The 26,703-nt window shown below is 50.3% G+C and carries 28 protein-coding genes; 11 read left to right on the plus strand and 17 right to left on the minus strand.

All coding sequences use genetic code 11. The features are described 5' to 3' along the window. The first annotated feature begins 125 nt into the window (after positions 1-125). A complete protein-coding gene (gene glgX, locus FH871_RS15790; protein WP_138992372.1) occupies positions 126-2,228 on the plus strand; it encodes a glycogen debranching protein GlgX in 2,103 nt (700 codons plus the stop codon). A gap of 76 nt (positions 2,229-2,304) precedes the next feature. Here glgX and FH871_RS15795 read toward each other — a convergent pair whose 3' ends face one another. The 6 genes from FH871_RS15795 to FH871_RS15820 all read right to left on the minus strand — a co-directional run bounded on the left by FH871_RS15795 (position 2,305) and on the right by FH871_RS15820 (position 6,843). Beyond that, a complete protein-coding gene (locus FH871_RS15795) occupies positions 2,305-3,033 on the minus strand; it encodes a DUF3891 family protein (protein WP_138992373.1) in 729 nt (242 codons plus the stop codon). Between the two features lie 80 nt (positions 3,034-3,113). After that, entirely contained in the window at positions 3,114-3,617 is a 504-nt protein-coding gene (locus FH871_RS15800) for a pyridoxamine 5'-phosphate oxidase family protein (protein WP_138992374.1), read from the minus strand. A gap of 366 nt (positions 3,618-3,983) precedes the next feature. Continuing rightward, complete coding sequence (locus tag FH871_RS15805; RefSeq protein ID WP_138992375.1) at positions 3,984-4,388, minus strand: four-helix bundle copper-binding protein; 405 nt, start codon at positions 4,386-4,388, stop codon at positions 3,984-3,986. A gap of 86 nt (positions 4,389-4,474) precedes the next feature. After that, entirely contained in the window at positions 4,475-4,636 is a 162-nt protein-coding gene (locus tag FH871_RS15810) for a hypothetical protein (protein WP_229312076.1), read from the minus strand. Positions 4,637-4,946: 310 nt separating this feature from the next. Then, positions 4,947-6,410, minus strand: coding sequence for a hybrid sensor histidine kinase/response regulator (locus tag FH871_RS15815; RefSeq protein ID WP_138992376.1), 1,464 nt, complete (start codon positions 6,408-6,410; stop codon positions 4,947-4,949). Further along, positions 6,394-6,843 (minus strand): response regulator, encoded by a 450-nt coding sequence (locus FH871_RS15820; RefSeq protein ID WP_138992377.1) that lies wholly within the window; start codon positions 6,841-6,843, stop codon positions 6,394-6,396. The genes FH871_RS15815 and FH871_RS15820 overlap by 17 nt, the downstream gene beginning before the upstream one ends. 318 nt (positions 6,844-7,161) lie before the next feature. On the opposite strand from FH871_RS15820, the gene FH871_RS15825 reads away from it, so the two are divergent. Beyond that, positions 7,162-7,788, plus strand: a complete 627-nt coding sequence (locus tag FH871_RS15825) for a porin family protein (protein WP_138992378.1) — start codon at positions 7,162-7,164, stop codon at positions 7,786-7,788. A 52-nt stretch (positions 7,789-7,840) separates the two neighbouring features. Here FH871_RS15825 and FH871_RS15830 read toward each other — a convergent pair whose 3' ends face one another. Together FH871_RS15830 and FH871_RS15835 are read right to left on the minus strand one after the other, a co-directional pair. Beyond that, entirely contained in the window at positions 7,841-9,289 is a 1,449-nt protein-coding gene (locus tag FH871_RS15830) for a sigma-54 dependent transcriptional regulator (protein ID WP_138992379.1), read from the minus strand. A gap of 48 nt (positions 9,290-9,337) precedes the next feature. Continuing rightward, a complete protein-coding gene (locus FH871_RS15835) occupies positions 9,338-9,703 on the minus strand; it encodes a response regulator (protein ID WP_114405021.1) in 366 nt (121 codons plus the stop codon). A gap of 499 nt (positions 9,704-10,202) precedes the next feature. Between FH871_RS15835 and FH871_RS15840 the strand changes: the two genes are divergently transcribed. The 6 genes from FH871_RS15840 to FH871_RS15865 all read left to right on the plus strand — a co-directional run bounded on the left by FH871_RS15840 (position 10,203) and on the right by FH871_RS15865 (position 16,180). After that, a complete protein-coding gene (locus FH871_RS15840) occupies positions 10,203-10,370 on the plus strand; it encodes a lmo0937 family membrane protein (RefSeq protein WP_138992380.1) in 168 nt (55 codons plus the stop codon). A 484-nt stretch (positions 10,371-10,854) separates the two neighbouring features. Then, positions 10,855-11,142: a YtxH domain-containing protein gene (locus tag FH871_RS15845; RefSeq protein ID WP_114405023.1), complete on the plus strand. Its 288-nt coding sequence runs from the start codon at positions 10,855-10,857 to the stop codon at positions 11,140-11,142. 50 nt (positions 11,143-11,192) lie between these two features. After that, positions 11,193-11,522 carry a YtxH domain-containing protein gene (locus FH871_RS15850; protein WP_138992381.1) on the plus strand — a complete coding sequence of 110 codons (330 nt, stop codon included), beginning with the start codon at positions 11,193-11,195 and terminating at the stop codon, positions 11,520-11,522. Positions 11,523-12,270: 748 nt separating this feature from the next. Further along, positions 12,271-12,948, plus strand: coding sequence for a response regulator transcription factor (locus FH871_RS15855; protein WP_114405025.1), 678 nt, complete (start codon positions 12,271-12,273; stop codon positions 12,946-12,948). A 30-nt stretch (positions 12,949-12,978) separates the two neighbouring features. Further along, positions 12,979-14,394 (plus strand): ATP-binding protein, encoded by a 1,416-nt coding sequence (locus FH871_RS15860; protein WP_138992382.1) that lies wholly within the window; start codon positions 12,979-12,981, stop codon positions 14,392-14,394. A gap of 97 nt (positions 14,395-14,491) precedes the next feature. After that, positions 14,492-16,180: a proton-conducting transporter membrane subunit gene (locus FH871_RS15865; protein ID WP_138992383.1), complete on the plus strand. Its 1,689-nt coding sequence runs from the start codon at positions 14,492-14,494 to the stop codon at positions 16,178-16,180. Between the two features lie 73 nt (positions 16,181-16,253). On the opposite strand, the gene FH871_RS15870 is transcribed toward FH871_RS15865, so the two are convergent. The 4 genes from FH871_RS15870 to aroQ are packed head-to-tail and all read right to left on the minus strand — an operon-like array spanning position 16,254 to position 18,755. Continuing rightward, entirely contained in the window at positions 16,254-16,718 is a 465-nt protein-coding gene (locus FH871_RS15870) for a nucleoside triphosphate pyrophosphohydrolase family protein (protein WP_138992384.1), read from the minus strand. An 18-nt stretch (positions 16,719-16,736) separates the two neighbouring features. Continuing rightward, the gene (locus FH871_RS15875; RefSeq protein ID WP_138992385.1) at positions 16,737-17,300 is read right to left on the minus strand and encodes a MarC family protein; all 564 of its coding nucleotides are present in this window, start codon (positions 17,298-17,300) and stop codon (positions 16,737-16,739) included. Then, positions 17,294-18,301, minus strand: coding sequence for an aminotransferase class V-fold PLP-dependent enzyme (locus FH871_RS15880; RefSeq protein ID WP_138992386.1), 1,008 nt, complete (start codon positions 18,299-18,301; stop codon positions 17,294-17,296). Before FH871_RS15880 ends, FH871_RS15875 begins: the two co-directional genes overlap by 7 nt. A gap of 25 nt (positions 18,302-18,326) precedes the next feature. Continuing rightward, on the minus strand, positions 18,327-18,755 hold the full coding sequence (aroQ, locus tag FH871_RS15885; RefSeq protein WP_114405031.1) for a type II 3-dehydroquinate dehydratase: 429 nt from the start codon (positions 18,753-18,755) through the stop codon (positions 18,327-18,329). A gap of 109 nt (positions 18,756-18,864) precedes the next feature. Here aroQ and xerD point away from each other — a divergent pair, with 109 nt between their 5' ends. Next, positions 18,865-19,761 carry a site-specific tyrosine recombinase XerD gene (xerD, locus tag FH871_RS15890; RefSeq protein WP_138992387.1) on the plus strand — a complete coding sequence of 299 codons (897 nt, stop codon included), beginning with the start codon at positions 18,865-18,867 and terminating at the stop codon, positions 19,759-19,761. A gap of 100 nt (positions 19,762-19,861) precedes the next feature. Here the strand turns inward: xerD and FH871_RS15895 are convergent, their stop codons facing one another. From FH871_RS15895 to FH871_RS15910, 4 genes are all read right to left on the minus strand, one after another. Next, positions 19,862-20,401, minus strand: a complete 540-nt coding sequence (locus FH871_RS15895) for a hypothetical protein (protein WP_138992388.1) — start codon at positions 20,399-20,401, stop codon at positions 19,862-19,864. A gap of 124 nt (positions 20,402-20,525) precedes the next feature. Continuing rightward, positions 20,526-21,119: a trans-aconitate 2-methyltransferase gene (locus FH871_RS15900; protein ID WP_138992389.1), complete on the minus strand. Its 594-nt coding sequence runs from the start codon at positions 21,117-21,119 to the stop codon at positions 20,526-20,528. A 56-nt stretch (positions 21,120-21,175) separates the two neighbouring features. Further along, positions 21,176-21,394, minus strand: coding sequence for a hypothetical protein (locus FH871_RS15905; protein WP_138992390.1), 219 nt, complete (start codon positions 21,392-21,394; stop codon positions 21,176-21,178). Beyond that, positions 21,391-21,894 (minus strand): histidine phosphatase family protein, encoded by a 504-nt coding sequence (locus FH871_RS15910; RefSeq protein WP_138992391.1) that lies wholly within the window; start codon positions 21,892-21,894, stop codon positions 21,391-21,393. The genes FH871_RS15905 and FH871_RS15910 overlap by 4 nt, the downstream gene beginning before the upstream one ends. A gap of 180 nt (positions 21,895-22,074) precedes the next feature. Between FH871_RS15910 and FH871_RS15915 the strand changes: the two genes are divergently transcribed. Both FH871_RS15915 and pepT read left to right on the plus strand, forming a co-directional pair. After that, the gene (locus tag FH871_RS15915; protein WP_138992392.1) at positions 22,075-23,670 is read left to right on the plus strand and encodes a peptide chain release factor 3; all 1,596 of its coding nucleotides are present in this window, start codon (positions 22,075-22,077) and stop codon (positions 23,668-23,670) included. Positions 23,671-23,709: 39 nt separating this feature from the next. After that, positions 23,710-24,954: a peptidase T gene (gene pepT / locus FH871_RS15920; protein WP_138992393.1), complete on the plus strand. Its 1,245-nt coding sequence runs from the start codon at positions 23,710-23,712 to the stop codon at positions 24,952-24,954. 61 nt (positions 24,955-25,015) lie between these two features. Here pepT and FH871_RS15925 read toward each other — a convergent pair whose 3' ends face one another. Further along, entirely contained in the window at positions 25,016-26,701 is a 1,686-nt protein-coding gene (locus FH871_RS15925; RefSeq protein ID WP_138992394.1) for a D-alanine--D-alanine ligase, read from the minus strand. Positions 26,702-26,703: the final 2 nt, after the last annotated feature.

Here is a 26,703-nt window from a genome sequence, read left to right on the forward strand (position 1 = left end):
TAAATCCACGAATTGTTGATCAATAGCCCGGCCAGCCCTTGCCAGGATTGACTTAAAAACCGCACAAGCATTTTAAAAACCGCAGCGGAACCTGATTCAATGGCCCCGGAAACTGAATTATTACTATGGAAACCACCAATACTGTAGAAAACCCGGATGAGATTCATTCCAGACCGGGAAAGCCCTATCCACTGGGCGCCACATGGGACGGCGAAGGCGTTAACTTCGCCCTGTTTAGTGAACATGCAACCGGCGTTATTTTGTGTCTGTTCGACGCGGAAGACCCTACCAAAGAAACCCGGCGGATTCCGCTGACGGAATGCACCGAACAAATCTGGCACATTTACCTGGATGCCATCCAGCCCGGCCAATTGTATGGTTACCGCGTGGAAGGACCGTTTGAACCCACCCAGGGTTTCGTGTTCAATCCGAACAAACTGTTGCTGGATCCGTATGCCAAAGCCATCAGTGGGCCTATTGAAAGCAACCAAGCTCAACTGGGCTTCGATCCAAACAACCAGGATGAAGATCGGTTTTCGAAACCGCAGGAAGATGACAGCGCCCCTTTCGTGCCGAAGTCGGTGGTGATCGACTCCACCTTCGATTGGGAAGACGACCAACGCCCGGACATTCCACTCAACCGCTCCGTGATTTACGAATTACACGTGAAAGGGTTTACAAAACTGCACCCTGAATTGCCGGAGAAAATCCGCGGGACTTACGCCGGTCTGGGCCGTCCTGAGGTCACAGAGTATCTAAAATCGCTGGGAATCACGACGGTAGAGCTGATGCCGGTTCACCAGTTTACGGGCGAAAGTTACTGGGGCTATAACTCGATCGGATATTTTGCCCCCCACAGCGAATATGCCTCGAAAGATAAAATCGGCCACGCCGTCAATGAGTTCAAGGAAATGGTGAAGGCCTTGCACAAGGCCGGTATCGAAGTCGTTCTGGACGTGGTCTATAACCACACCGCCGAAGGCAACCAGCACGGGCCGACACTGTCGTTCCGGGGCATCGATAACCCGGCTTACTACTGGCTCGTAGAAGGCAATGAAACCTACTACATGGATTATACCGGCACGGGCAACACGCTGAATATGAACCACCCGCGTACGCTGCAACTCGTGATGGATAGCCTGCGCTATTGGGTAAACGAAATGCACGTCGACGGTTTCCGGTTCGATCTGGCCACGGCCCTGGCCCACAGCCTGACGGCCGCCGGTCAGTTGTCGTCCTTTCTCGAAACCATTCAGCAGGACCCGGTTCTGTCGCAAGTTAAACTGATTGCCGAACCCTGGGATGTGCAGTCGTATCACGTCGGCAATTTTCCGGTCAACTGGTCGGAGTGGAATGGAAAATACCGGGATTGCGTTCGCGGGTTCTGGAAGGGCGATACCGGACTGGCCGGCGAACTGGCCGCACGGGTTCTGGGAAGCCCCGACCTCTACAACGATGGTCGCCAGCCTGCCAATAGCATCAACCTGATTACGGCTCACGACGGTTATACGCTCAATGACCTGGTGAGCTACAACGACAAGCACAATGAAGCCAATGGAGAGGATAACAGGGACGGCGCTAACGATAACCTGAGCTGGAACATGGGCGCGGAAGGCCCGACCGACGACGAGACCATTGTGCGGGCGCGTGAACAGCAAAAACGTGCGTTTTTAGCTACCCTCCTTCTGAGCCAGGGAACGCCAATGCTGGTGATGGGCGACGAATGTGGCCGGACGCAGCAGGGCAACAACAACGCCTATTGTCAGGACAATGAAATTAGCTGGTTCAACTGGGAGTGGACGGCCGATCAACAGGCCTTGTTCGATTTTACCTGCCAGTTAACGGCCTTGCGCCGGGAACTGCCGTTGCTGCGTCGCCGGAAGTTCTACCGCACGGAGGAGATAGTCTGGCTCCGCAACGACGGAAAACCGATGACCGACCAAAACTGGAACGATGGTATTACGCGCTGTCTGGGTTTGCTGATCGATGGAACAAAAGTGGATGAGCAGGACGAAAACGGCGATCCGATTGGCGAAGGCCGGCTGTTGATTCTGTTCAACGCGTTCTGGGAACCCTTATCGTTCCAATTACCGAAACCCGGCCGGAAATCCAAATGGCAGGTCTTGGTGAATACGGCTACCGATACGCCAGTTTCCCAGGAAGTTTCCGCCCGCGAGCCCTTCGAAATTCAGGGCCGTTCGGTGGTGTTTCTGAAGCTGAAAGAGTAATGAGTGATAAATGATGGGTGATGAACGATGAATGGGCTTTGCCGGCGACTATTCATCGTTCATCATCCATCACCCATCATTCGTTTTTAAAACGCCATTCCTTCTCTTCAATCGGGGCTTTCTGAATGCAGTTGTACAACTCGGCGTCATCTTTGTAACTGAGTTGTTGCAACTGGTGGGCTTCGATTTGCAGTGAAAATCCGGGAATCTCGAAGGGCCAGGGATCAACGCATACGGTTTTGTCAGGACGCTGAAAAATGTAGTAGATAACACCATCCGGACCGGGACTGATTTCCAGCCGACGGCCGTACTCCGGAATCAGACCCTGACAAAGAATGAGCGACAGGGCATCGCACCACTGAATGAAGGCATACGCATAATCAACCTCCTTTTTAGAAAGTTTCATCTGCCGCAGCCACGTCTTCTGGTTCTGTTTCTGCTGTTCCAGAAACGCGTTCAGCTCAGCGTTTTGGTCAGTTAGGGACTCATAGAGAAAGATGGCATGTCTCGACACCATCAGGGCATTCCAGCGGCTTTTTTCCAGCGCGATTTCGACCATTCGCCGGGCCTGACCCACAGCGTATTCTTCGATCCGAAAATCCATCGGCGCGCCTGCTGCCGTGAGGTGATTCCGACCTTCCCAGGGTTCCTGCCCATCGTCGTGTTCGGTCAGGGCTACGAGCGTTTCCACCCAGCGTTCCGGTCTTTTGGCCGGGTTCCAGTGCATCGCAATCTTGACCGCCAGCAACCCATGCGCCTGCTGGTGAATCAATTCCCAGCCCAAATCAGTGTTTTTAACAATCATATCGGGTTTGTTTTCAAAGGGATAAGCAAAAAATGCCGGTCTTTTCAGACCGGCATTCCGCTTTTTTATAGACTCATAGACTACCGGTTTTCAACCAGTTTGTTTTCACCTTCCTGATAGGTGTCACCGGTCAAAGCTGCCCGGGCCATTTCAAAAAGCCGCACCATCCGGCTTGCACTGGAATCCCAGTACTCAGCCGTTTCGGTATGCACTTTCAGCAGGGACAATGACGGGTCATCTTTGCCTTCAGGAAACCACGGTTTGGCCATAGGCGACCACAATTCTTCAATTTTTGCCCGATCCTGCAATTCCTGTGCCGTGCCGCTCACGGATACATACGAGGCATCCGACACGTTGGCAAAAGCGACATTCACCTGGTAGTTCTGGTCGATCTGATCGGTTTTTGGGGAGTTGTCTTTCGTTAGAAACCACAAATCACCGTTTTCATCGACCTGCATCACAGCCATCGGACGGCTCACCAGCTTCCCGCTTTCGTCCTGGGTGGTCAACATGCCAATCCGAATGTCGTTGATCAGCTTGCTAACCTTCTCCATTCCCACACTCCGTTCTTCTATAGTTTCCATACTGTTGTTGATTTAAGAATAAAAGCCGGTTGTGATTTAGCTTTCGCTAAAACAACCGGCCCATCACTTTTGAATATCTATAACGGTGTTGATGACCAGTTCAGGGTCTTCATCGGAATAAACGTTTTAGAAGGGCTGGCGCAGCTTTCGTATAGCCAGTTTCTAGGTGTTTTCTGCACCGGGGATTCACAATCCGTTTTAACGCGTCCACTATCGTTTCCCACCTGAAAGTATGTTGTCTCTTTCGCCACTTCCATACTGCTCACAACGACCCGTTTACCGACAGAATTTCCCGATGGCCGATGGCCCGGCTGGTTGAAATACCAGCACCGTTTTTATTACCAGTTGTGCCAGTTCCCTGACCAACTAGTTATAGAGCATTTCCTGACGGCCGAGCGCAACAAACAGCGTGCGTGACGTCTCGGTTTCAGTATCGGGCCGGAGGGTCATCTCCAGAATGGTCATGCACACGCGGATGCACTGACGGCAGGTTGTGGCGATCTGGCAGGCGCGTTCGGCACTCATCCGTTCACATTCTTCGGCGCACTTTTCGCATACCTCGATGCAGGTTCGGGCCAGAAGCCGCGTGTTTTCGGAACCCCGGACGTACAAAACGGCCACCTGACGACAGAGATCCGAGCAATCCAGACTCAGGAAAATACAGCGATACAACTCCTCAATGTCCTGCTGACGCGACAATTCCGTGGCGTATTCATCGCAAGCCGTCGCGCAGCCTACCAACGTGTCGTAAATGTTTTTCTTCCAGATCATAACGCTTCAATTTTCCTGGGTTAAACGCCTTCTACAAAATGAACTGTGATTAAAAATAATGGTGTGGAGTACGAATTGCTTTTGCCTTAAGCCACCTGACGGGATTCCATAAACCGTTGGCGTGCCCAGGCGCGGGCTTCGTAGATACTGGTCGAAATCGCTTCTTTCTTGTCAGGCACTTCCTGTTCGAGAAGCGAGTTGGCAATCTCAATCGCCTTGGCGCGAACGCTGGGCGGTAGCGAACGCATTGCTGCGGGGAAATGGGTTTGATTCCAGACCATGTTCTTTATCGCTTGTTGATGCCAGGTGTATTGAGATAATTATGCCAGTTTGAATTCCCCATCAGACGATCAATTTACCTAATTGTATCCTTCTGTCTATCAAGCATATTTAAGAACACACTCTCAATAAAACACAAAATTCCTCCGTGCCACTTCCCGCGGTTTGTAGAAAATGAATTCCTCACTGTGTATGAAACTCCACAGCTAAATCCATAAAAAATGGCCTCCGAATTTCTCAGAGGCCACGGGTACTTTGCGTTGTCGGTTTACAACTGGATCACTTGGGGAAAATGAGTCGGAACGTTGTCCCCTGCCCTTCCTGACTTTCGACCTCAATCGAACCCCGGTGGCTGTTGATGATGTTTTGCGTGGTCGTTAAACCCAGTCCCATACCGCCCTGTTTCCCGGTGAAAAAGGGATCGAAAAGCCGTTGGCGATTGGCTTCGGAAATCCCCGAACCGTTGTCTTCCACACAAACCATGATGGCCCGTTCATTGATGGGAATGGTTTTTACGGTCAACACCCCCGTCATTTCCTTCATCGCTTCCACGGCATTGATCAGAATGTTGAGCAAGGCGGTTTTAAACTGTTCTTTATCAATTGGAACCGCACAGTCTTCCGTGGTATAATCGGTCACGAGTTTCATGCCTTTCAATTGCAGGCGGTCATGAACCAGAACCAGGGTATCCCGCACAGCATCGTTGAGGTTATGGGACGTCAACTCCAGATCGCGCGGTTTCGACGAGTTGAGCATTTCGGTGATCAACTGACCGATGCGCTCGGCATTTCGGCGGATAATGTTGATGTAGAGTGATAAGCCTGGGTCTTCGGGGGGTAAATCTTCTTTCAATTGCTCGAGGGCCAGGTGCAGGTTGGTCAGTGGATTCCGCACCTCGTGGGCAATGCTGCGGGCAATCTGGCCGGTCATGCTCAATTTTTCGGCAATCAACAGGTCGCGCTGGGCTTTCTTTTGTTGGGTAACATCCCGCACAATGGCCTGATACCAGTTGGTAACGCCCCCTTTGTCGGGTATGGCAACCACCGAAAGCAGGCAGTCGATCCGTTTGCGGTCTTTGCTGACCAGCACAATCTCGGTATCTTTCACCTGCTCCGACTCATCAATTTGCCGACGCAACTGCTCATACACCTCCGCTTTATCAAATAGCTCACTAACGTTCATTTTTCGCAGCTCCTCGTCCGAATACCCCGTCAGTTTTTCCAGGGAAGGGTTGATTTCCTGAAATTCAAAGTTGCGGTCGGTAACAAAAATGGCATCGATCGATCGTTCGAACAGCGAACGGTATTTATTTTCCTTTTCGGCCAGTTCGCCCACCACATTGGCCTGCCGCAAGGCATAGCGAATGCTTCGGCCGAGCAGTTGGGCGTCGATCCGGCCTTTCACGAGATAATCGGCTGCACCCAGTTTGAGGGCCGAATAATCCACTTCCAGATCATCCTGCCCCGTCAGCAATATCATCGGTGTCTGACATCCGGCCTTAAACGCTTCGTGAATCAGTTCGATACCGGTTCGTTCGCCCAGGCGGTAATCGACCAGATACACATCGTAGGCATTTTGGTAAATATGCTCAAGTGCCGAGTTAAAATCACTGACCCAATCGAGGTGGATGTTGGCATTGTCGCGGGTAGAAACCAGGGATTTCGTCAGTACAAAATCGTCTTCATCATCCTCAACCAATAGCACCCGGATGGGTTTTTCAGAGAGTTCATCGGGTTGAGTCATCAGGTAGGGAAACGGTGTCAATCCAGTATTTTTTTATGGTGGTTGTGATGTCGAGTAACGTACTAAAATCAAACGGTTTGGAGATGTAGGAACTGACCCCCAAATCGTAGGTTCGCAGAATATCTTCTTCGGCCGTCGAGGTTGTTAATACAACGACCGGGATTTGCCGGAATTGCTCGTTGGCCTTAATTTCACGCAGTGCCTGAATTCCGTTTTTTCGGGGCATGTTCAAATCGAGCAGAATCAGGCTGGGGCGCAGGGCTGATGCATACGGCTCCCGCTGATACAGGAAATCCATGAGTTCTTCTCCATCTTCCACAAAGTGTAATTCCGATGTCAGGTTACATTCCCGAAACGCCTGTTCGATCAGAAGGCGGTCATCGGCATCGTCGTCAGCAATCAGTATGCTGGTATGCAAAGATTTATTCGTCATTTGAGTGGATATCGAGTGAGATCACAGGGTCTTTGTCCCAATAAAGGCAAAAGTGTACCTACTTTCCTCGTATAAAGAAATAAGTTTCTATGTCTGGTGTTTTTCGAAACGGGCAAATCTTACTTCCTGTCTTCTACACTTTGAGTAGGATCTTCCACAGAAACCGCTTCCCGCCAACGTGCAAACGGGTTGCGACCCAATTCAACAATACACTAAATGTATCTGATTTTCAGCACATTACCACCGAACCTTTCATCACGCTATGCTTTGGCATAGAATTGTCAGCACCTGATGCGTATAACAAACCTATTATATGCCATGAAAAACTCGATTGTTAGGATGTTAGTTGCCTCTGTTCTGGTTAGCAGCCTATCGGTTTTAAAAATCTCGGCCCAGACAACACCCCGGACCGGAATTAAAGGCGGCTTGAATGCCAGCACACTCTATCTGGACAACGTCGATGATCGCAATGAACGAATTGGTTTTCACGTCGGTCTTTTTACGCAGATCCCGGTAACCTCTTTCTTCGCCATTCAGCCCGAAATTCAATACACCACCAAGGGTGTTTCGGCCAATTATAACCTGCTGGGAAATACCGGCAAGAACAATTTTAATTTGAATTACGTGGAACTGCCGGTTCTGGCCACGTTTAAACTGGGTAATTCCGTCGATCTGCAGGCCGGACCGTATGCGTCCTATCTGGTAAGTTCGAAAGTAACGACAGACGGTGACTTCGGTTCTGATTACCGCAACATCAACCGTGATAATTTCAACACCCTGGATTATGGCATCGCCGGTGGTTTGAATATTTACTTTGGAAAAGCCCTGCTGGGATTGCGCTACGGACAGGGTCTGCAGCCAGTGGCAAAAGATGGTGCGGCCCGTTTGCTCATGGGAAAAGCTAAAAACGCCGTAGGCCAGGTTTCGCTGGGATTTGCGTTCTAAGATCCCGGTTGCCCCTGCATCCGTTGATGGATGCAGGGGCAAAACGAGCTTATCACAGGTGAATATCGTACGCTTTTAGCTTGTTATAAAGGGTCTTACGGTCAATGTTCAGCACTTCGGCGGCTTTGGTTTTGTTGTAGCCGGTTTTCTCAAGAACTTTGATAATGGCCGCCCGTTCGGCATTTTCCGATACGGATTTGAGATTGTTGGCGGGAGCAACGGTCGAAACTGCCGAACCGTTCTCTTCCATCACATAGGTAGGAGAGATAATCTCATAGGGCAGACAATCCAGCGTAATGAAATCGCCCTGTGACAGCAGAACGGCCCGCTTCACAACGTTCTGAATTTCACGCAAATTACCGTGCCAGTAATATTCTTTTAGTTTATCTTTCACCTCATCGTCGAAGCCCAGGACATTTTTCTCCAACTGTTCGTTGGCGATTTCCAGAAAGTGGTCGGCAAAGAGCAGAATGTCGGCCTTGCGTTCACGCAGGGGCGCCAGCTCGATGCGGAATTCGTCCAGGCGGTGGAAAATATCTTCCCGGAAACGGCCCTGCCGAACCGCTTCGCGAAGGTCTTCGTTGGTAGCAACCAGAATGCGGACATCGACGACAATGTCGGTATTGCTACCAATCCGACGTATTTTTCGCTCCTGCAAAACGCGCAGGAGTTTGATCTGATTCTCATACGAGAGGTTACCAATCTCATCCAAAAACAGCGTACCGCCGTTGGCATACTCGAAGCTGCCCATCTTATCAGACATCGCGCCCGTAAAAGCACCTTTGGTATGGCCAAACAGTTCGCTCCCCGCCAGTTCTTTGGACAGGGCTCCACAGTCGATGGCGACAAACGGTTTGCCAGCCCGCTTGCTTTTTTGGTGGATGGCATTGGCGACAAACTCCTTGCCCGTTCCGGTTTCGCCGGTGATAATCACCGACATGTTGGTGGGCGCAATGAGGTCGATGTGTTTTTGAAGCATTTCGGCCGACCGGCTTTTCCCGAAGATGAACCGCTTGCCACCACTGACGAGGGTGGCGGTTTTGGCGGCCCGGGCGGGCGGTTTTACCGGACTGGTTTCGGGCGCATCGTCCCCATCGTCGGAAGAAGTACCGCCGATCGACCGGGCATCAGTCTTTTGGCTACGCCGGTCCAGGGCACTTTTGATGGTATACAGGATTTCGTCCGGAAAAAGCGGTTTGGTAACATAGTCATATGCACCGTGCTTCACCGTTTGCACCGCCATTCGAACGTCGGAGTATCCGGTGATGATGATAACCGCCGTGGTAGGGTCGAGGATTTTTATCCGGCGTAACATTTCAAGACCGTCGACATCGGGAAGCTTGAAATCGCAGATAACCAGTTCGAACGGGTCTTTTCGCAGCAGAGTCAAGGCGTCATCTCCTCGTTGAACAGAAGCCGTCTTATATCCTTGTTTTGACAAAAATCGTTCTAAAAGCAGGCATATATCCGTATTATCGTCAACGATTAAGATTCTTTCCATAGAGGGACAGTTACAGCGCCCAGTTACTTAATGAGGGGATAAAGTTAACTAAACTTGGATATATTGTAAAGCTTGTTCGATGGTCTTACGATTAAAAGGTTTCCCGATAAAATAATCGGCTCCCTCCTGCGAAGCACGTTTGCGTTCCGCAATTCCATCAAAAGCGCTGATCATGATTACTTTCGTGTTGGTTGTGCTCGTTCGAATGTGAGACAACAATTCGAAACCAACGCCATCGGGCAAACTCAAATCCAAAAATACAGCATCGTAAGCCTGTTGGGCCAATCGTTGACGACCCTCTTCCAGAAAGTTCGCGCAGGTCGGCTGATAACCCATTCGCTTTAATAAACCGGAAAGCAATAGACAAATATCCGCTTCGTCGTCGACGATAAGTACTCGTTTTGTATTCGTCATATTTGTTAATACCGGCTTATATTGACTCCCGGTTTGCCAGCCCCTCATGCTCTCCACAGTTTTGTCCCGTTTTCCATATTTCTACTATTACGTCGCATTAACCTATAGATAATAATGTGCCTAAAATTTACACATCTTATCAAATCCCGCTCAGTAGTCCAATTTAACACAAAATTAATGCTTAGGTAATTAAAAAATAGCCAACCATTCCCCCGAAACGCCTGAATAAATATTTTCCGGTTTTGCAATCAGATGGTTTTTTTCTACACTAATTTCTACACCTGTAGATTTTTCTCTACAACCGATCTTTTTCGGCTCTGATCTATACGAATCAACAGGCAATCATTTTTCAGGGAAAGTTCCTACAAATCAATCAATTTTTGCATTTTTTGATGATAGTATATTTCGAACGAATCATTTGGCATAAGATTTTCATACAAAGCAAGCAGAAGCATCGATTACTTAACATACTTAACATTTTGACTTTGAACCGAACGCTATGGGAAACTTACTTTACACAGTCGCAGTAATATTGATCATTATCTGGGCTTTGGGTTTTTTTGGCATACTCGGTGCCGGCATTGCAGGCAATAATCTAATCCACATCTTACTCGTAATAGCAATCGTTGCGATCCTTCTTCGCGTCATCCGCGGCAGAGGAGTCTGATATTCTCACATCATTTAAAAACGCCGTTGGTCTTTGGGCCAATTAAACATCGATACAATCGCTTTAAGAAGTACGGAAAGCGACACGTTTAGGTTTAGGTGGTTTCATTTTAGGTTAAGTACAAGTTACGGTGGGTACGGAATCCCTGCATCAGATTTGAGTGCAGGGATTTTTTGTTATTTCCATTTCCGACCTCCCGCTCCATGCCGAATTTAATCCGTCACCTGCCGGGCCAAATTGACCAGCATCCGGAAACGTTCGGGGTCAGGCAGCAATTGGTTTCTACAGTTTGTAGAAAATATTCCTCAATATCCCGAAAATGAACTATTTTGAATAAACTCGAAAATAAATTTAAATTATACTGGTAATCAATTGCTTAACTCATTATTTTAGAGCTGGCGATGCAGTGTGGTACGAATTTTTCTATAAAGGCAATGTTATCCGCCGTGAGCGGTAGTTTTTCACTTAAACCGTTTGAAAGGTTATGAAACCGAACTTCAGTGGACTGGTCGTTGCGATATTGACAGGTGCAGCCTTGGGTCTTTTATTGGCACCGCGCAGTGGGAAAGATACCCGCAAGAAAATTACAAATGATTCTGATAAGTTTCTGAAAGATTTGCAGGACACCATTGCGAATGGATTCAACAGCATTCGCAATCAGTATGATGATGCCCGGGACAACCTGTCATCGAAATATAACGATGCTGTCGATACGGTTGCTTCGCGGACAAAAGGCGCAGTTGAACGGGTTGAACGCAATTCTAAACATTAATTACTTAATTTGCTACCTTCATACGTCGCAAACATAAATTAGGAAACACCATGAAAAGTTCAAGAGATTTTCTGTTAGGGTTCATCACAGGCGTAGTAGCAGGCATTTTGACGGCCCCCAAGAGCGGTCAGGAAAGTCGGCAGTGGATTCAGGATGAAGCTGATAAACGTACGAAAGATCTTCAGGATCAGTGGAACAAGGGCGTCGAGCAGGTTAAAACCCAGGTTGAGCAGGTTAAATCACAGGTGAACCAGTGGACCGGGAAACTGCAGGATGAAAGCGAAACCAAAAAAGAGAAATTCAACGACAACGTCGACAACCTGGCCAATAAGGCCCACAGTGGTGTAGATTCTGCCAAGCAGTCGCTCAAAGTCGACTAAGCGGACTATCGCCCACAGGCTCAAACCAGGGCTTCCATCCCACTCATTTGATTTACTCAACGCTATGAAATAGAGCGAAACGTCGGTAATCCTGACGTTTCGCTTTTTTGTTACTCAATTTATCTGCAACTTGTGGTTGTCAATTCACAGGCAGATTTTGGTAAATCACTAAAAAACCGCATTTCTACCAGCAGAATCGCGGTTTTCCAACAAAATCAAACTGGTTTCCGGGGAAGCCAGAAAATAACTAAGTAGTTTTCTTTGATTTTTTGGAGAAATTTTAATGTCTATGCTGTAAACAACTATTATATTTGCATACTAATTGTAGAAACAACATATTAAAGAAATAGACCCGGTTGTTGATCGGGTCGCAACTAAAGACAGCCTAAGCCTGAACGGGCGGCTGTTTTTAAATGGTGTGGATATAGTCGGAAAGCTATTCGGGCAGTCTCGGATAGCTTTTTTGTTGTATATCCGTCCGGCTTTTCACCTGATTTTAACCTGTCTTTAACTTCGGTTTAATCTACCCCCTCTACTTTTGACCATCAAATTTCCGCTGTAAGTCAGCTAGTTTCTTACAACAGGGAGGTTGAACTTCAAAGCTGGTGCGAATTAGCTTTGAATGGTGTGGATAGGATGAAAAAAGCTGCCTGAACATATATTTCGGGTAGCTTTTTTGTTTTATTGCGTTATATATGGTATTTCGACTTTGATTAATTCACTTCGGGGTAAGCTAGTCTCAGCAAGTATGAAAATTCTGGTAGTAGAAGACGAGCCTAAACTCGCTTCGTTCGTAAAAAAGGGCCTGGAAGAACAATCGTTTGAGGTTGATGTGGCATTTGATGGGCAAATTGGACGAACGATGGCCCTGAGCAACAATTACGATGTGATTGTCCTGGATGTGAATGTTCCGAAAATAAACGGCTACGACCTGGCAAAATCGTTGCGCTCCGAAAACATCAAAACGCCCATTCTGATGCTGACGGCAATGGGTTCGCTCGATAATAAAGTGGCCGGTTTTGAAGCGGGAGCCGACGATTATCTGGTTAAACCCTTCGAGTTCCGTGAATTGCTGGCCCGGCTGCGTGCCTTAAGCAAACGAACGATCGACACGAGCCAGCAGTCGAACCTCCTGAAAGTTGCCGATCTGGAACTGGATCTGAACGAAAAAATTGCCCGGCGGGGCGGCAAGCGAATTGAACTCACCGCCAAAGAATTTGCGTTGCTGGAATACCTGATGCGCAACCGGAGCCGGGTTGTATCCCGAATCGACATTGCCGAGAAAGTGTGGGACATCCACTTTGACACCGGCACGAACGTCATCGATGTGTATGTCAATTTCCTGCGCAAAAAAGTTGATAAAGACTTCCCGGTCAAATTAATTCATACCGTCATCGGGATGGGATACATGTTAAAAGAGGAATAGCGACCCGCAATCTCCTTTCGCCCAACTGCCATGAACATCAGAACCCGGCTAACTGTCCTTTTTGCGCTGCTGGTTGGCTCCATCATCCTGCTGTTTTCTCTCACCATTTATTATTTATTCGATCAGTACCGCGAACGGGAGTTCTATGACCGTCTCCGACAGAATGCGTTTGCAACCGCCCAGTTGTTGGAAAATGTAGAGGTAAGGGGCATTACGGACAAAATGCTGCAGCAGATCGAACTGAATTACATGTCGCTCTACAAAGGACACGTAACCATCTTTTTACCCGATAACCGGATTCTGCACTCGACCGATTCCAAACGGGAGGTGGTTTCGCTCCAGTTTCTGGAACAGGTTCGGAATGGCAAAGAGATTTTCAGACGCAACGGCATGGTAGAAACCCTGGGCGTCCGGTTTACCGACCGTCATAACCGCATTCTGGTGGTGGTGGCAACGGCCATCGACCGCTACGGTTTTACTAAAATTGAGTGGCTGCGGGATATTCTGGTCATCAGCTGGATCGTCAGCATGGGCATCGTGCTGCTGGCGGGGTGGTTTTTTGCCGGCGATGCACTCAAACCGGTTTCCGACATCATTGATCAGGTCAACGATATTTCAGCCACCAACATCTATGCCCGGCTGCGCATCGGAAGTCCCAAAGACGAGTTGGCCAAACTGGCCGCTACATTCAATGAAATGCTTGACCGGCTGGAGCAGGCGTTTATTCTTCAGAAAAACTTCGTTTCCCATGCCTCCCATGAACTGCTCACCCCGCTGACGGTGATGATGGGTCAGGTCGATGTGGCCCTGATGCAGCCCCGCAAAGAATACGAATACAAACAGGCCCTGGAAAGTGTGCTGGAAGAAGGCAAAAAAATGAACAGCCTTGTCAACGGACTGCTCGAACTGGCGCGGGTGAATGCCGACGCAGCCACGCTGTCGTTCAAACCGGTGCGGATCGACGAGGTGCTTTGGCAAGGGCGTAGCCGGTTGCTGCAAAAGAATGAAGAATACCGAATCGATATCGAATACGAAAAACTACCCGGCAACGAGGAAGAACTGATTGTGATGGGCGAAGAATCGCTCCTGCAAATGGCTTTTCAGAACCTGATCGAAAACGGCTGTAAGTATTCGAAAGACCGACACATGGTGGTGACCCTAAACGCGGGCGAAGACGACATCAGACTGACGTTTACCGACCACGGATACGGCATTCCGCCCGAAGACATTCCCCATTTGTTCGAGCCCTTCTTCCGTTCCGAAACCACCTCCGGCATCATCGGACACGGCATCGGGCTGGCCCTCACCCACCGCATCATTACCATCCACAAAGGCCAGATCCGGGTGGAATCGGAGATCGGAAAAGGCACCTCCGTGGAAGTAACCGTACCGGTTCGAAAGATCGTTACAACCGAAAAACCGGTAGCCTTTGAACTCGAAGAATAAGCACAACGGACCAATTTAACCCGTTTTTAACTTGACCTTAATTCACTTTTAACAGCGTTTCGTCACCTTTGACTTCAGAGTTACAAGCCACTTGTACATGGAGTCTGCTGTTTTCATCCTTACTGCTGCAAGTAGCCTGGGCGTCTTTTTGTTCCGGGGGCAGACGAAGTATTACTTCAGCCTTTTTCTCCATATTCTCCTCATTGTTACGGCTTCTTCCTGGGCTTTCCGCGCGCTGTCGGCCGGTGGGCTGATGCAGTTCAATCTGCTGGAACGGGCCGGTTTTCTTTTACCCGTCAACATCGATAGTCTGTCGGCTTTTTTCCTGGGTGTCATCAGCCTGACCCTACTGATGGGCGTGCTGTATGCCAACGGCTATTTGAAACTGTACCGGCAAATCCAATCGGACCGCCAACTGTCGTTTCATCACCTGGCACTCCTGTGGCTCCATCTGTCTATGATTCTGGTTTGCACCCTGCGTGGCGGAACCGCTTTTCTGATTTCCTGGGAGCTGATGGCCGTGGCCGCATTTGGGTTGGTGGTTTTCGAGGGCGAACGGAAAGATATTTTAAAAACCGGTTATGCTTACCTGCTTCAGATTCAAATGGGGTTTGTGTTCATACTCATGGCCCTGCTGATCGCCGGTTCGCAGGCGCCTTCGTTCGGTTTCGATAGCCTCGGTGCTTATTTCATGACCCACAAGCCATTACCGGTTTTTCTGTTATTTTTTATCGGATTTGGCAGTTATGCGGGGTTCGTTCCCATGCATAGCTGGCTCCCTCAAACGCAGTTAACGGCACCATCCCACGTTTCGGCTATCCTATCCGGCGTACTGACCCAGATGGGCCTTTACGGCATTCTGCGGGTGCTAACGTATATCCATAGTGACCTGGCTCCCATTGCCTTCTTCCTCCTGGGTTTTTCGCTCCTGTCGGGTCTGGTTGGCACCCGGAACGCCTTTCTCCAACACGATGGTAAGAAATTGCTGGCCTATAACAGTATCGCCAATACCGGAATCATCGGAATCGGAATCGGTATCGGATTATTGGGCATTGCATTTAACATTCCCGCCCTGGCCGCACTGGGCTTTACGGGGGGTATTTTACATATCGCCAATCATGCCTTGTCCAAGTCGCTGCTGTTTTTTGGCGTCGGTTCCATTTACCGGGCTACGCACACCCGGAATATCGACCAGTTAGGCGGTTTGATCCGGACCATGCCGAAAACGTCGTTCCTATTCCTCCTCGGTATGCTGGCGCTCTGCAGCTTGCCGCCCTTCAACGGTTTTGTGTCCGGATTTTTGATTTATTGGGGGCTTATCAAGGGCCTTACCCTGCATACTGGCGTGCTGAATCTGGCGCTCTGGGCAGTCTTTACAGGACTTATCCTGCTGATCAGCGGCTTCACGGTAATGGGTTTCAAGAAAGTCTTTGAAACGGTATTTCTGGGGGCTCCTCACTCCGATTCTGCAGCACACGCCAAAGAAGTACCCGATGACCTGCTGGTTTCCCCGTTGCTGGCAAGCCTTTTTATTCTGACGATCGGCATCTGGCCCACATTTTTCCTGAAGCTAACCAGCAACGTGTCGGCTCTGTATGTTTCCGATTTACAGGCCATCGATGCGGCTGTTCCAACGCTGGCGTATGTCGGCAGTATTGGCGCCACGCTGGTCGGAGCCACGCTTTTCATCCTGTGGATTCGGACCAAACCGCATAAGCCTATCCGCATCGATTATCATTCGCCCAGTTCGATTCGCAAACCCAAAAAAGAACACGAGTTTGGGTAACCCTCAATTATCTGTAATTTATTTAGGTTATTTCAGGTTCAGGCCGGTCGATTGACCGGCCTGACTTTTTTACCTATTTCAGAAACCCTTCCAGTGAGGCAGGCGAATAATTGACGTTTTTCAGTGTTTTGTTGTCGGCTGTGCGATACACCAGGTATTTGCCGTCCGACTCCACGTAGTGGCAGTCTACGCCTTTTGCCTGGTAATGCTGAACGGTTGCTTCGGCCTCGGCCACCGTCAGACAGGCTTTGCTGAGGTTCGAACGCTGTACTTCGTCGAACAAGGCTTTGAATTTTTCGCCCAAACCGAACTCCAGAATGGCACCAGCCAGCACATACTGCAAATCGCACAGCGCATCGGCCACTTCCACCAGGTCTTTTTCCAGAATGGCGACTTCCAGTTCTTTCAATTCCTCGGCCAGCAGCGCAACCCGAAGCTGACAGCGGGTTTCGGACGGAATCTGGGGGGTTTCTAAAACCGGGTGGTGAAAAGTCCGGTGAAATTCGGCAACAGCGTTTAATGAATCGGGCGTTTGCATTGACCTGGATGACAGTGATTAAAAATTATTCTTGATTAGTTTGATCGAAATAGCCAGCAAAATAATGCCGAAAACCTTTCGCAGAATATTGATTCCGCCCGGCCCCAGCCGGTTTTCAATCCAGGCCGATGACTTCAGGACGGCGTAAATCAGTACGAGATTGATCAGAATACCAACCAGAATATTGGCGGTTGCATATTCCGCTTTCAGCGACAGAATCGTCGTCATGGTTCCGGCCCCGGCAATGAGCGGAAAGGCAATCGGGACGATGTGGGTAGCCCCGGCCCCGTGATCATCGGCTTTGAAAATGTTCCGGCCCAGAATCATTTCCAGCCCCAGCAAAAAGATGATCAGCGCACCCGCCACGGCAAATGACGACACATCGACCCCGAACAGCTTCAGGATGGACTCCCCCACAAACAGGAACGCCACCATCAGCAAAGCCGACGCCAGCGTTGCCTTCTCCGACTCAATCTTGCCGGTTTTCTTGCGAAGGTCGATGATGACCGGCAACGAACCGACCACATCGATGACCGAAAACAGAATGAGTGTGACGGAAATGATTTCTTTGAAATTCAGCATAGGTATCCACGCAAAAACCGTTTCAATGTATCCATTTCTGCTTCCTCAATGGCCGGAAAATTGGCAATCCGGAAGGTGTTCGATTTCCACTCGCCATACCCGTTACCGAGCGTAATCCCGGCATTTTGTGCAGCGGTTTTCACGGCCCGAATGGCTTCTTCACGCCCCTGAACGGCAATCACGGTGTCCGAACGCAGTTCCGGATTTGCGATCAGCAATTCCCAGGCGGTTTCCTTTTCGATAAATTCGTACCAGTCTGCCGCCCGGCTGCGCACCAGCGCGTCGATTTCCGAAATGGGCAAAACCTGTTGCAATACCTTCATTAACAGATAAATTCCCAACCCATTCGGCGTAAATGGCGTCTGGTATTTCGTGATATTTTCGTGAATGAACAACAGGCTGTTGTAATACTGCCGGTCGGCGATGATCTCCGCTTGTCTGAGCGCATCGGGCGAGTAAATTAATACTGCCAAACCCGCCGGTAAACCCAGGCACTTCTGTACTGAAGCAAACCAGACATCGGCCAGTGACCAGTCGAACACCAGACCGCCCAGCGACGAAACCGCATCGACGGCAATCAAACCGCTGAATTCCCGCCGAAACTGCGCCAAAGTGTCCATCCGCACCTGCGTGCCGTTGGACGTTTCGTTCTGCACCACACACAACACATCCGCTTCGCCCGGCACAATCATCGGTTTGATCCGGTGGGCATATTCCATCCATTTCTTCCCGAAAGCGCCCCCGTATGGATGCAGGCTCGTGGTCACTGTCAGTGATTGGGCAACGATTTCCCAGCACTCCGTGGCCGAGGAGACGAACGCAATGTGATAGTCCGCCGGGATGGCCAGTTTTTCGTGCAGCAACCGAAGCGTTTCCTTCACAATGTCCATAAAACCGGCAGACCGGTGATTCAGACTCACGACACCCGACCGAATGGCCTCCTGCGCGTAGTCGGCCACCTGCGGATACACTTTGGACGGACCGGGATAAAAGGTAATCATTGCTACTATACTGAATGACAGATCGTTATTTTTCCAAACTCAGCAAATACCGCACCGCCAGGTCGTACCCCAATAATCCCAGTCCAAGAATAACACCCTTGCATTTCGCTGACAAATAGCTGTGGTGCCGGAACGATTCGCGGGCGTGGACATTGGAAATGTGTACTTCGACTGCCGGGGCCGGAACCGCCGACAGTGCATCGGCCAGGGCGATGGAAGTGTGCGTATACGCCCCGGCATTGATGACGATGCCGTCGATGGTAAAGCCCAGTTCGTGAATTTTATCGATCAGTTCGCCCTCGTGGTTGGATTGGAAATACCGGATTTGCACGTCGGGAAACGCCTGTTCAATGGTTTCCAGGTAATCCACAAAGGTGCGGCTTCCGTAAATTTCGGGTTCGCGTTTCCCCAGCAGGTTGAGGTTAGGGCCGTTTAGAATCAGAATCTGTTTCATGGGTAAAAAAGTTGAGCCGCCGGGCGATCCCTGACGAATTACGGACGCCGATGATTGCGGTTCCGGGAATTAAACCGTAATTCGCAATCTGTACTCCGTCGATGATACTGTGTGGCAAAGTTACATTAACGCTTTCAAAAACTACCTGAAACTGGAACGTTCGCTGGCCGAAAATTCCGTTGAAGCATATTTGCATGATACCAGCAAGTTAAGCGAATTTCTGGCGTTAACCGGTGATCCGGTGGCCCCGACGCAGGTCACGGAAGACCTGATTTTCGATTTTCTGGCGTATCTGACCGATCTTGGCTTGTCGGCCCAGTCGCAGGCCCGGATTCTTTCCGGTTTGAAAGCGTTCTATAAATTCCTGCTGCTGGAAAACGAGATTCAAACCGACCCGACGCAACTCATCGACGGCCCCAAACTGAGCCGAAAACTTCCCGACACCCTGAGTTTCCCCGAAATCGAAGCCATTCTGAGTGCCATCGACCTGTCTACACCCGCAGGCACCCGAGACCGCGCCATGATCGAAGTGCTGTACAGTTCCGGGCTGCGGGTTTCCGAACTCCTGGATTTGCGGCTGACCAGTTGTTACTTCGAAGTTGGTTTTATCCGCATCAGCGGGAAAGGCAACAAGATGCGGCTGGTGCCGATTGGAAAAGACGCCATCAAGCACACCACGCTTTACGTCGACCACGTTCGGAGTCAACTGGAGATTCAAAAGGGGGCCGAAGATACGGTTTTCCTGAACCTGCGGGGGAGTTCGCTGTCGCGGGTGTCGGTATTCAAAACCATCAAAAAACTGGCCATTGCGGCCGGTATTCAAAAGGAGATCAGTCCGCACACGTTCCGGCATTCGTTCGCAACGCATTTGATCGAAGGCGGGGCTGATTTGCGGGCGGTGCAACAGATGCTCGGCCACGAATCCATCACGACCACCGAGATTTATACCCACCTCGACCGTGATTATTTAAAGCAGATCATTACGGATTTTCACCCCCGATCCTAGAAAATTCCAAAGCCTGGAAAACAAAAGTACCCGCCATCAAAAATAGCGGGTACTAATCTCGTCGGTTAACCCTAACCCAAATCACATTTGCTTTTAATAGTTAAGAAGATTCTCCGGCGGTTTTTTCACCGGAAAAATTATGTTCAGGTTGTTTGAATAATACGTTAAATGACGTCATACTGCCGTAAATGCGGGTAATGTATTGTTGTATGTTGACCTTTTCTTCATCATCGATCGAGCTGGCGTTGATGCGTTGTTCCAACACGCGCAACCGGTCGCGCATCATCACGATTTTGTGAAAGAACACATCAATCGGTATTTCCTTCGACGCCAGATCCGTTCGACCCGGTTTTAAAATCATCTTTCCCCCTTTCCATTTATCGCCCAGCGGCACAACTTCCGAAACATCCGCCCATTTTTGCAGGATCCGGGAAAGGGACTGCTCCACATCGAATAGGCTCACCAGATCGCTATCCAGTTCCACCAGCTCGATGATCTCCAGTGGGGTGGTCAGCTTTACTATTTTGACGCCGGATTCGACAAAAGTCACAACGTACCCGTTCGATTTTACATTAATTATCACACCGACGCCAAATTCGGCGTGTTGGACCCGCGACCCAATTCCTAAAATAATATCCATAGAAAGTCTTTTTTGTATGGCCATACACAAACGGTGTACCAAAAAAATGATGAGTGATGAATGATGAACGATGAATTAAAAAAGACCGATGTGCTGCAGATCGTGATCGCTCCGCCCTGATTCATCATTCATCACTCCTCTTCGGTAGCAACACTTTGCAGACGCAGGTGGATTTTGTCGTGACGGTAGTGGCTTCGTCCATCAGTTCAAAACTGTCTTTGATGCTCTGCCAAAGTGCGTCGCTGTGTTTGTGGTCGTTGATGGTAACGATGAGTAAACCGTTCGCTTTGAGGCAGGTAGCAAATCGCTGGAGGGTTTTGAGCGGGTGTTTGCTATAATAAATCGACTCGTTGAAAACAATCATGTCAAACTGACCGGTCGGCACATATTTATCCATATCGGCCACCAGATACGTACACTTTTCATCGGCCTGGGCCTGCGCGTTTTTGATGGCGCTATCGGAAATATCGAAAGCCACAAACCGGCCGTAATTCTGGGTTTGCAGCCGCTGTTGCAAGAAGCCTTCCCCACACCCGATTTCCAGAATCTCCGGCTGACCGGGTTTCAGAAATTTAATGTAGCCCACAATGACACTAAACCGGGCCAGTTCGTCGAGTCCCTTCAACCCATCCCACAAGCCTTTGTCATACTGATAATTCCAGCGGTCGCGATCGATACGGAGTATTTTACGTTTGAAAAATGAAGTGAGGGCTTGCATACGGTTTGGGATGGGTTCGGCAAAAAAAAGGCAGGATTCAGTCTAATCAGCACACTTCAACGACTCGTGCTGTCCTCAACAAACAGCGTATCGGCCACATCCAGCGCGGCCGAATCCAGGGCCGTTCCGTCGGGCTCGGTGGGCAGCGCGCGTTCGAGCTGGCGTTTTTTGTTCCAGGGCGCGGTTGTTCGTCGTCCCATGTCGACGGCGACAAAAATAACAATGAGGGTAAAGATGAGGGCCGCGATAAACAGGATGCGCCGGTTTTTATTCATGATTCTTTCAATTTTTTGGGCGAAACCAGGTCTACCAGATGCCCCGTCCGACCGGATATGGCTGCCCAGTCCAGGTTCTCGAACTCGATAATGGCAACGGCTCCCTTGCTCATTGAACCCACATCCGCATGTGTCAGATACTCCGCAAAATAAGAAATGTCGGGGTTATGACCGAACAGCATCACGGATTGGCAATTATTATCCACGCCGTTAATGGCAGCAATATACGCTTTCGGGCCACCATCGAACAGTTTTGGTTCCAATACCATTCGATCCGGATCAATGTGGAATTGCTCGGCCATCACTTTCCCGGTATCCCGGGCGCGGTTGGCCGTGCTGCTGATCAGACAGTCCGGTTTGATGCCCTGCCCGGCAAGATGATGTCCGACGCGGGCGGCTGCCATTATGCCTTCCGGAACCAGATCGCGGTCGTGGTCACGCTGAAAACTCGCCCGATCTTCCGCTTTGGCGTGCCGGACGAGGTATAAGGTTTTCTTCATGTGCTTAGGTTAAGCAAAGTCGTTTTTTTCCAAAACTACTAATTCTGTCGAAAAGACAATCAGTCAACTCGCCGAGTCTTTGGATTGTTGCTTAACCCGCCCCTGAAAAATTCGTATCTTTGTGTTTTAACGCCAAAAAGCATACTACATGGCTCGCTGCTGCGGCCATTCCGATCCATAATGAGTACGACACAGGAAATCAGCCGTCGCCGAACGTTTGCGATTATCAGTCACCCGGATGCCGGAAAGACGACATTGACCGAAAAACTGCTGCTTTTCGGGGGAGCCATCCAAACCGCCGGCGCCGTTAAATCGAATAAAATCAAGAAGTCGGCCACCTCCGACTTTATGGAGATTGAAAAGCAACGCGGTATTTCGGTCGCCACGTCGGTGATGACGTTTGAGTATAAAGACCTCAAAATCAACATTCTCGACACGCCGGGCCACAAAGATTTCGCGGAAGATACCTACCGCACCCTGACAGCGGTCGACAGTGTTATCCTCGTCATCGACTGTGTGAAAGGCGTGGAAGAACAAACCGAGCGGCTGATGGAAGTGTGCCGGATGCGCGATACGCCGGTGATCATTTTCATCAATAAGCTCGACCGCGAAGGCCAGGATCCGTTCGATTTGCTGGACGAACTGGAGTCCAAACTTAACCTTCGCGTCCGCCCGCTGACGTGGCCGGTCAACATGGGATCGGATTTTAAAGGTGTTTACAGCCTGTACGATAAAACGATGAATTTTTTCCGCGTCAACAAAACAAAAGTGGAAGAAGACATTCTCGAAATCGACATCAATACGCCGGTTCTGGAACAAAAAGTGGGCGATCGTGATGCCGAACAACTGCGCGAAGACGCCGAACTGATCGAAGGCATTTACGATCCATTCGACCGGCAAACCTATCTGGAGGGCAAAGTGGCTCCGGTATTTTTCGGATCGGCGGTCAATAATTTTGGGGTGAAGGAGTTGCTCGACACGTTCTGCAGCATTTCGCCCGAACCCATCGCCCGTGCCACCGACAAACGCGTTGTGTTTCCCGACGAACCGAAATTCACCGGTTTTGTCTTTAAAATTCACGCCAACCTCGACCCGCGCCACCGCGACCGGATCGCGTTTCTGCGCATTTGCTCGGGGGTTTTTGAACGGGGGAAATTCTATCACCATACCCGACTCGACAAAGATGTGCGGTTTTCGAGCCCCTTCAGTTTCATGGCCGACAGCAAAAGCATTGTGGATGAAGGCTTTCCGGGCGATGTCGTTGGTCTGTATGACACCGGTTCGTTCAAAATCGGGGACACGCTGACCGAGGGAGAAGATATGCGCTACGTCGGCATTCCAAGTTTTTCACCCGAGATTTTCAAGGAGTTGATCAATTCGGACCCGATGAAATCCAAGCAACTGGAAAAAGGGATTCAGCAGTTGACCGACGAGGGAGTGGCCCAGTTGTTTACAATGATGAGCGGAAACCGGAAAATAGTCGGAACCGTTGGGGAGCTTCAGTTCGACGTGATTCAGTACCGGCTTGAGCACGAATACGGGGCCAAATGCCGCTGGACAACCATGCCGGTTTCCAAAGCCTGCTGGCTGACATCGGACGACAAGAAGAAACTGGACGAATTTATTCGGCTGAAAGGACTGGCCATTGCCTACGACAAAGACACCAACCCGGTTTTCCTGGCCGAATCGGACTGGATTCTGCGGATGAACATGCAAAACAACCCCGACATCAAGTTTCACTTTACCTCGGAATTTAAGACGGCGGTGGAAGCCTAACGTTCTCCGCACTCAATTTTCGCCTTTAGCATTTAACCCATGTTCCAAAATACATCCGTTACCAGTCGGTTTCTTCGTTACGTCCAAATCGATACCCAGTCCGATCCACGGTCAACGACCAATCCGTCGACCGAAAAACAGAAAGATCTGGGCCGGATTCTGGTTGAAGAACTGCACGAAATCGGTATTGCAGATGCCGAACTGGACGAGTATGGCTACGTTTATGCAACCATTCCGGCCCATACGGAGAAAACCAACGTGCCGGTTTTGTGTCTTTGCGCCCACATGGATACGTCGCCCGATGTAACGGGCGAGGGCGTGAAACCGCTGACGCACCACGGCTGGGACGGCTCCGACATCGTGCTGCCCGACGACCCGACGCAGATCATCCACCTGGCCGACCACCCGGATTTACACGATCAGATTGGCAACGACATCATCACCGCCAGCGGAACGACCCTGCTCGGCGCGGACAACAAAGCCGGTGTCGCCGAAATCATGGCGGCTGCGGAGTTGATTATCAATCAGCCGGTTATCAAACACGGAACCATTCGCTTGCTGTTTACCCCCGACGAAGAAGTAGGGCGCGGAACGGAAAAAGTGGACATGGAAAAGCTCGGTGCGGACTTTGGCTATACCATTGATGGCGAACAGCTCGGCACGCTGGAAGACGAAACGTTTTCGGCCGATGCGGTCAAAATCGTGATTCAGGGTGTGAGTACGCATCCCGGTTTTGCGAAAGGGAAGCTCGAAAATGCGCTGAAAATTGCCGCCGATTTGCTGGCTGCGTTGCCCAAAGATTCGCTCTCGCCCGAAACCACCGAAGGCCACGAGGGTTTCATTCATCCGGGTCATTTAGAAGGCAATCAGGATCAGGCGGTGGTCGAGTTCATCATCCGGGATTTTAGCGTGAGCGGTTTGCACGAAAAGGAACAGCATCTTCAACATCTTCTCAATGCTGTTCTGGCGCATTACCCCAACTCCAGCGCCACCTTTGAGGTGCGGGAACAATACCGGAACATGAAAGAGGTATTGGATCAGCACCCGGCGGTTGTCGAAAATGCTCTTGAAGCCATCCGCCGGAGTGAACTCTCGCCCGAACAGCGAAGCATTCGGGGCGGCACAGACGGTTCGCGGCTGTCGTTCATGGGACTCCCCTGCCCCAATATCTTCGCCGGCGAACACGCATTTCACTCGCGTCTGGAGTGGGTGTCGGTTCAGGATATGGAGAAAGCCGTCGAGGTGATTGTGAATTTGTGCCAGGTGTGGGAGGAAAGAGCGTAGCCGTAGAACCCGCTACCAGGGCGGTTTTCCCGCTCAATTCCCAATCCCACATCCGCTGTTTTTAAGAATACCGCTCCGTAATCGTCCTGGCCCGCTCCCGGGTTTCGGCAATCAACGGATGTACCGGTTTGGCCAATGCTTCCACCGCTTCGGAAACCGTGTCCTTGAACAACAGATTGACCGGCAATGCGTGCCGATCCTGAGCGGTTTTTAGCACCACCACCGGCTTTGTTTGCCCCTGTGCACCATGATAGCCATACCAGGCTTTCGCTTCCAGCCAGGCCGCATCAACGGCCTCGGCGGTGGTATCCACCAGAAACTCCTCCGTGGGCAGGTGCAGGTTTTTGCGGTCTGCCATCCGACCATCCAGCTCGGCCAGTTGCTGGCGCAGGCGAATGGTATCCTTGCCCGACCGAATGCGTTCACGCAGCGACTGGCGGATGAAATAGGTAATGGCCTGCGTGACGTTTAGCCCGATTTCAGCCATTTGCTTAAAAATGAGCGAAGTCGGCGACATGCCGGGAATGGTGTTCGGATCGTGGAGCAGCACCCGCCCCGGTTCATTGGCCTGATCGGGCGTCAAAAAACCGTCGATCCGGGCGCAGACGTTCATGCCCAGACGTGTAAAGACATCGGCGACACTCAACTGAATCGCCCGGTTGTGTTCCAGACTGGTGTCGACCGGAATTCGCTTTTTGGTCGTATTGGACTGGTATTTTGATTTAAAGTCGAAGCTGGTAACATTGTAAATCTCGGTCGGGGGGAGGGCAACCGCCGTTCCGTCGTCGTCCTGAATGACCCCACACGAAAACTCCTGACCGGTGACAAACTCTTCAAACAGCACATCGTCTTCGGAGTTCGCCGACCCGATAACCAACGTTTGATACCCCGAAGCCGCCCAGGCATCCGCTTTTTCGAGCAGGTCTTTGGGATGGTAAATAAACTCGCCGGTTTCTTCGATCACAACCGGATAACCAATGCCGGAATCCAGTTCGGTCACCTCCTGCACAAAAGCGTTTTTTTCGTCTTCCGAAAACTGCTTCCAGCTTTCCAGGTCAATTTCCTGCCGAAAGAAACACTGATCGACCGCTTTGATGAACTGGCCCAGGTCATTTTCCCGAACGATCACCACCCCGATCGACGAGCCCTGATGCGGAGCTTTCACCACGATGGGCAAACCCAGCAAGCCTTGCAGGGACTCAAACACCCCGGCTTTATCCGCCTGATCCCAGTCGGGTCGGCTGATGACCGATGTTTTTTTCTGCTGCCCATTGACAAGCGCAATCAATTCATTTTGCAGAATCTTGTTGATTCCCACCGCCGAACCCATCAGGCCCGGCCCGGTATACGGGATTTTGTACCACTCAAGCAAGCCCTGAATACCGCCGTCTTCGCAGTCGGGGCCGTGCATGGCCAGAAAGGCCAGATCAAAGTGCTGACTGAATTCCTGCGGCTGGATGCGCTGACCGATCGCGCTTATTTGCTGTTCCCGTTCTTCACTGGATAAACCGGCTAACGATTCGATGTAAACGCTGAACGTGGGATCGGTTTGCTGCGGATAAAACGCCCGGATCGAACCCTTGCTGAGAAATTCTTCCCGAATCAAGATAAAATTACCCAGTCCATCCACAAAAACCATGACGGGGTGAAACAGCGATTTGTCGATATGGGCCAGAGCAGTCCGACCACCTGCAAACGAGACTTCCCGCTCACGCGACGGGCCACCGAAGAAGATTCCTATTTTCATTG

Origin of the sequence: Larkinella sp. C7 (assembly GCF_006149005.1) — a bacterium.
GTDB lineage: Bacteria > Bacteroidota > Bacteroidia > Cytophagales > Spirosomataceae > Larkinella.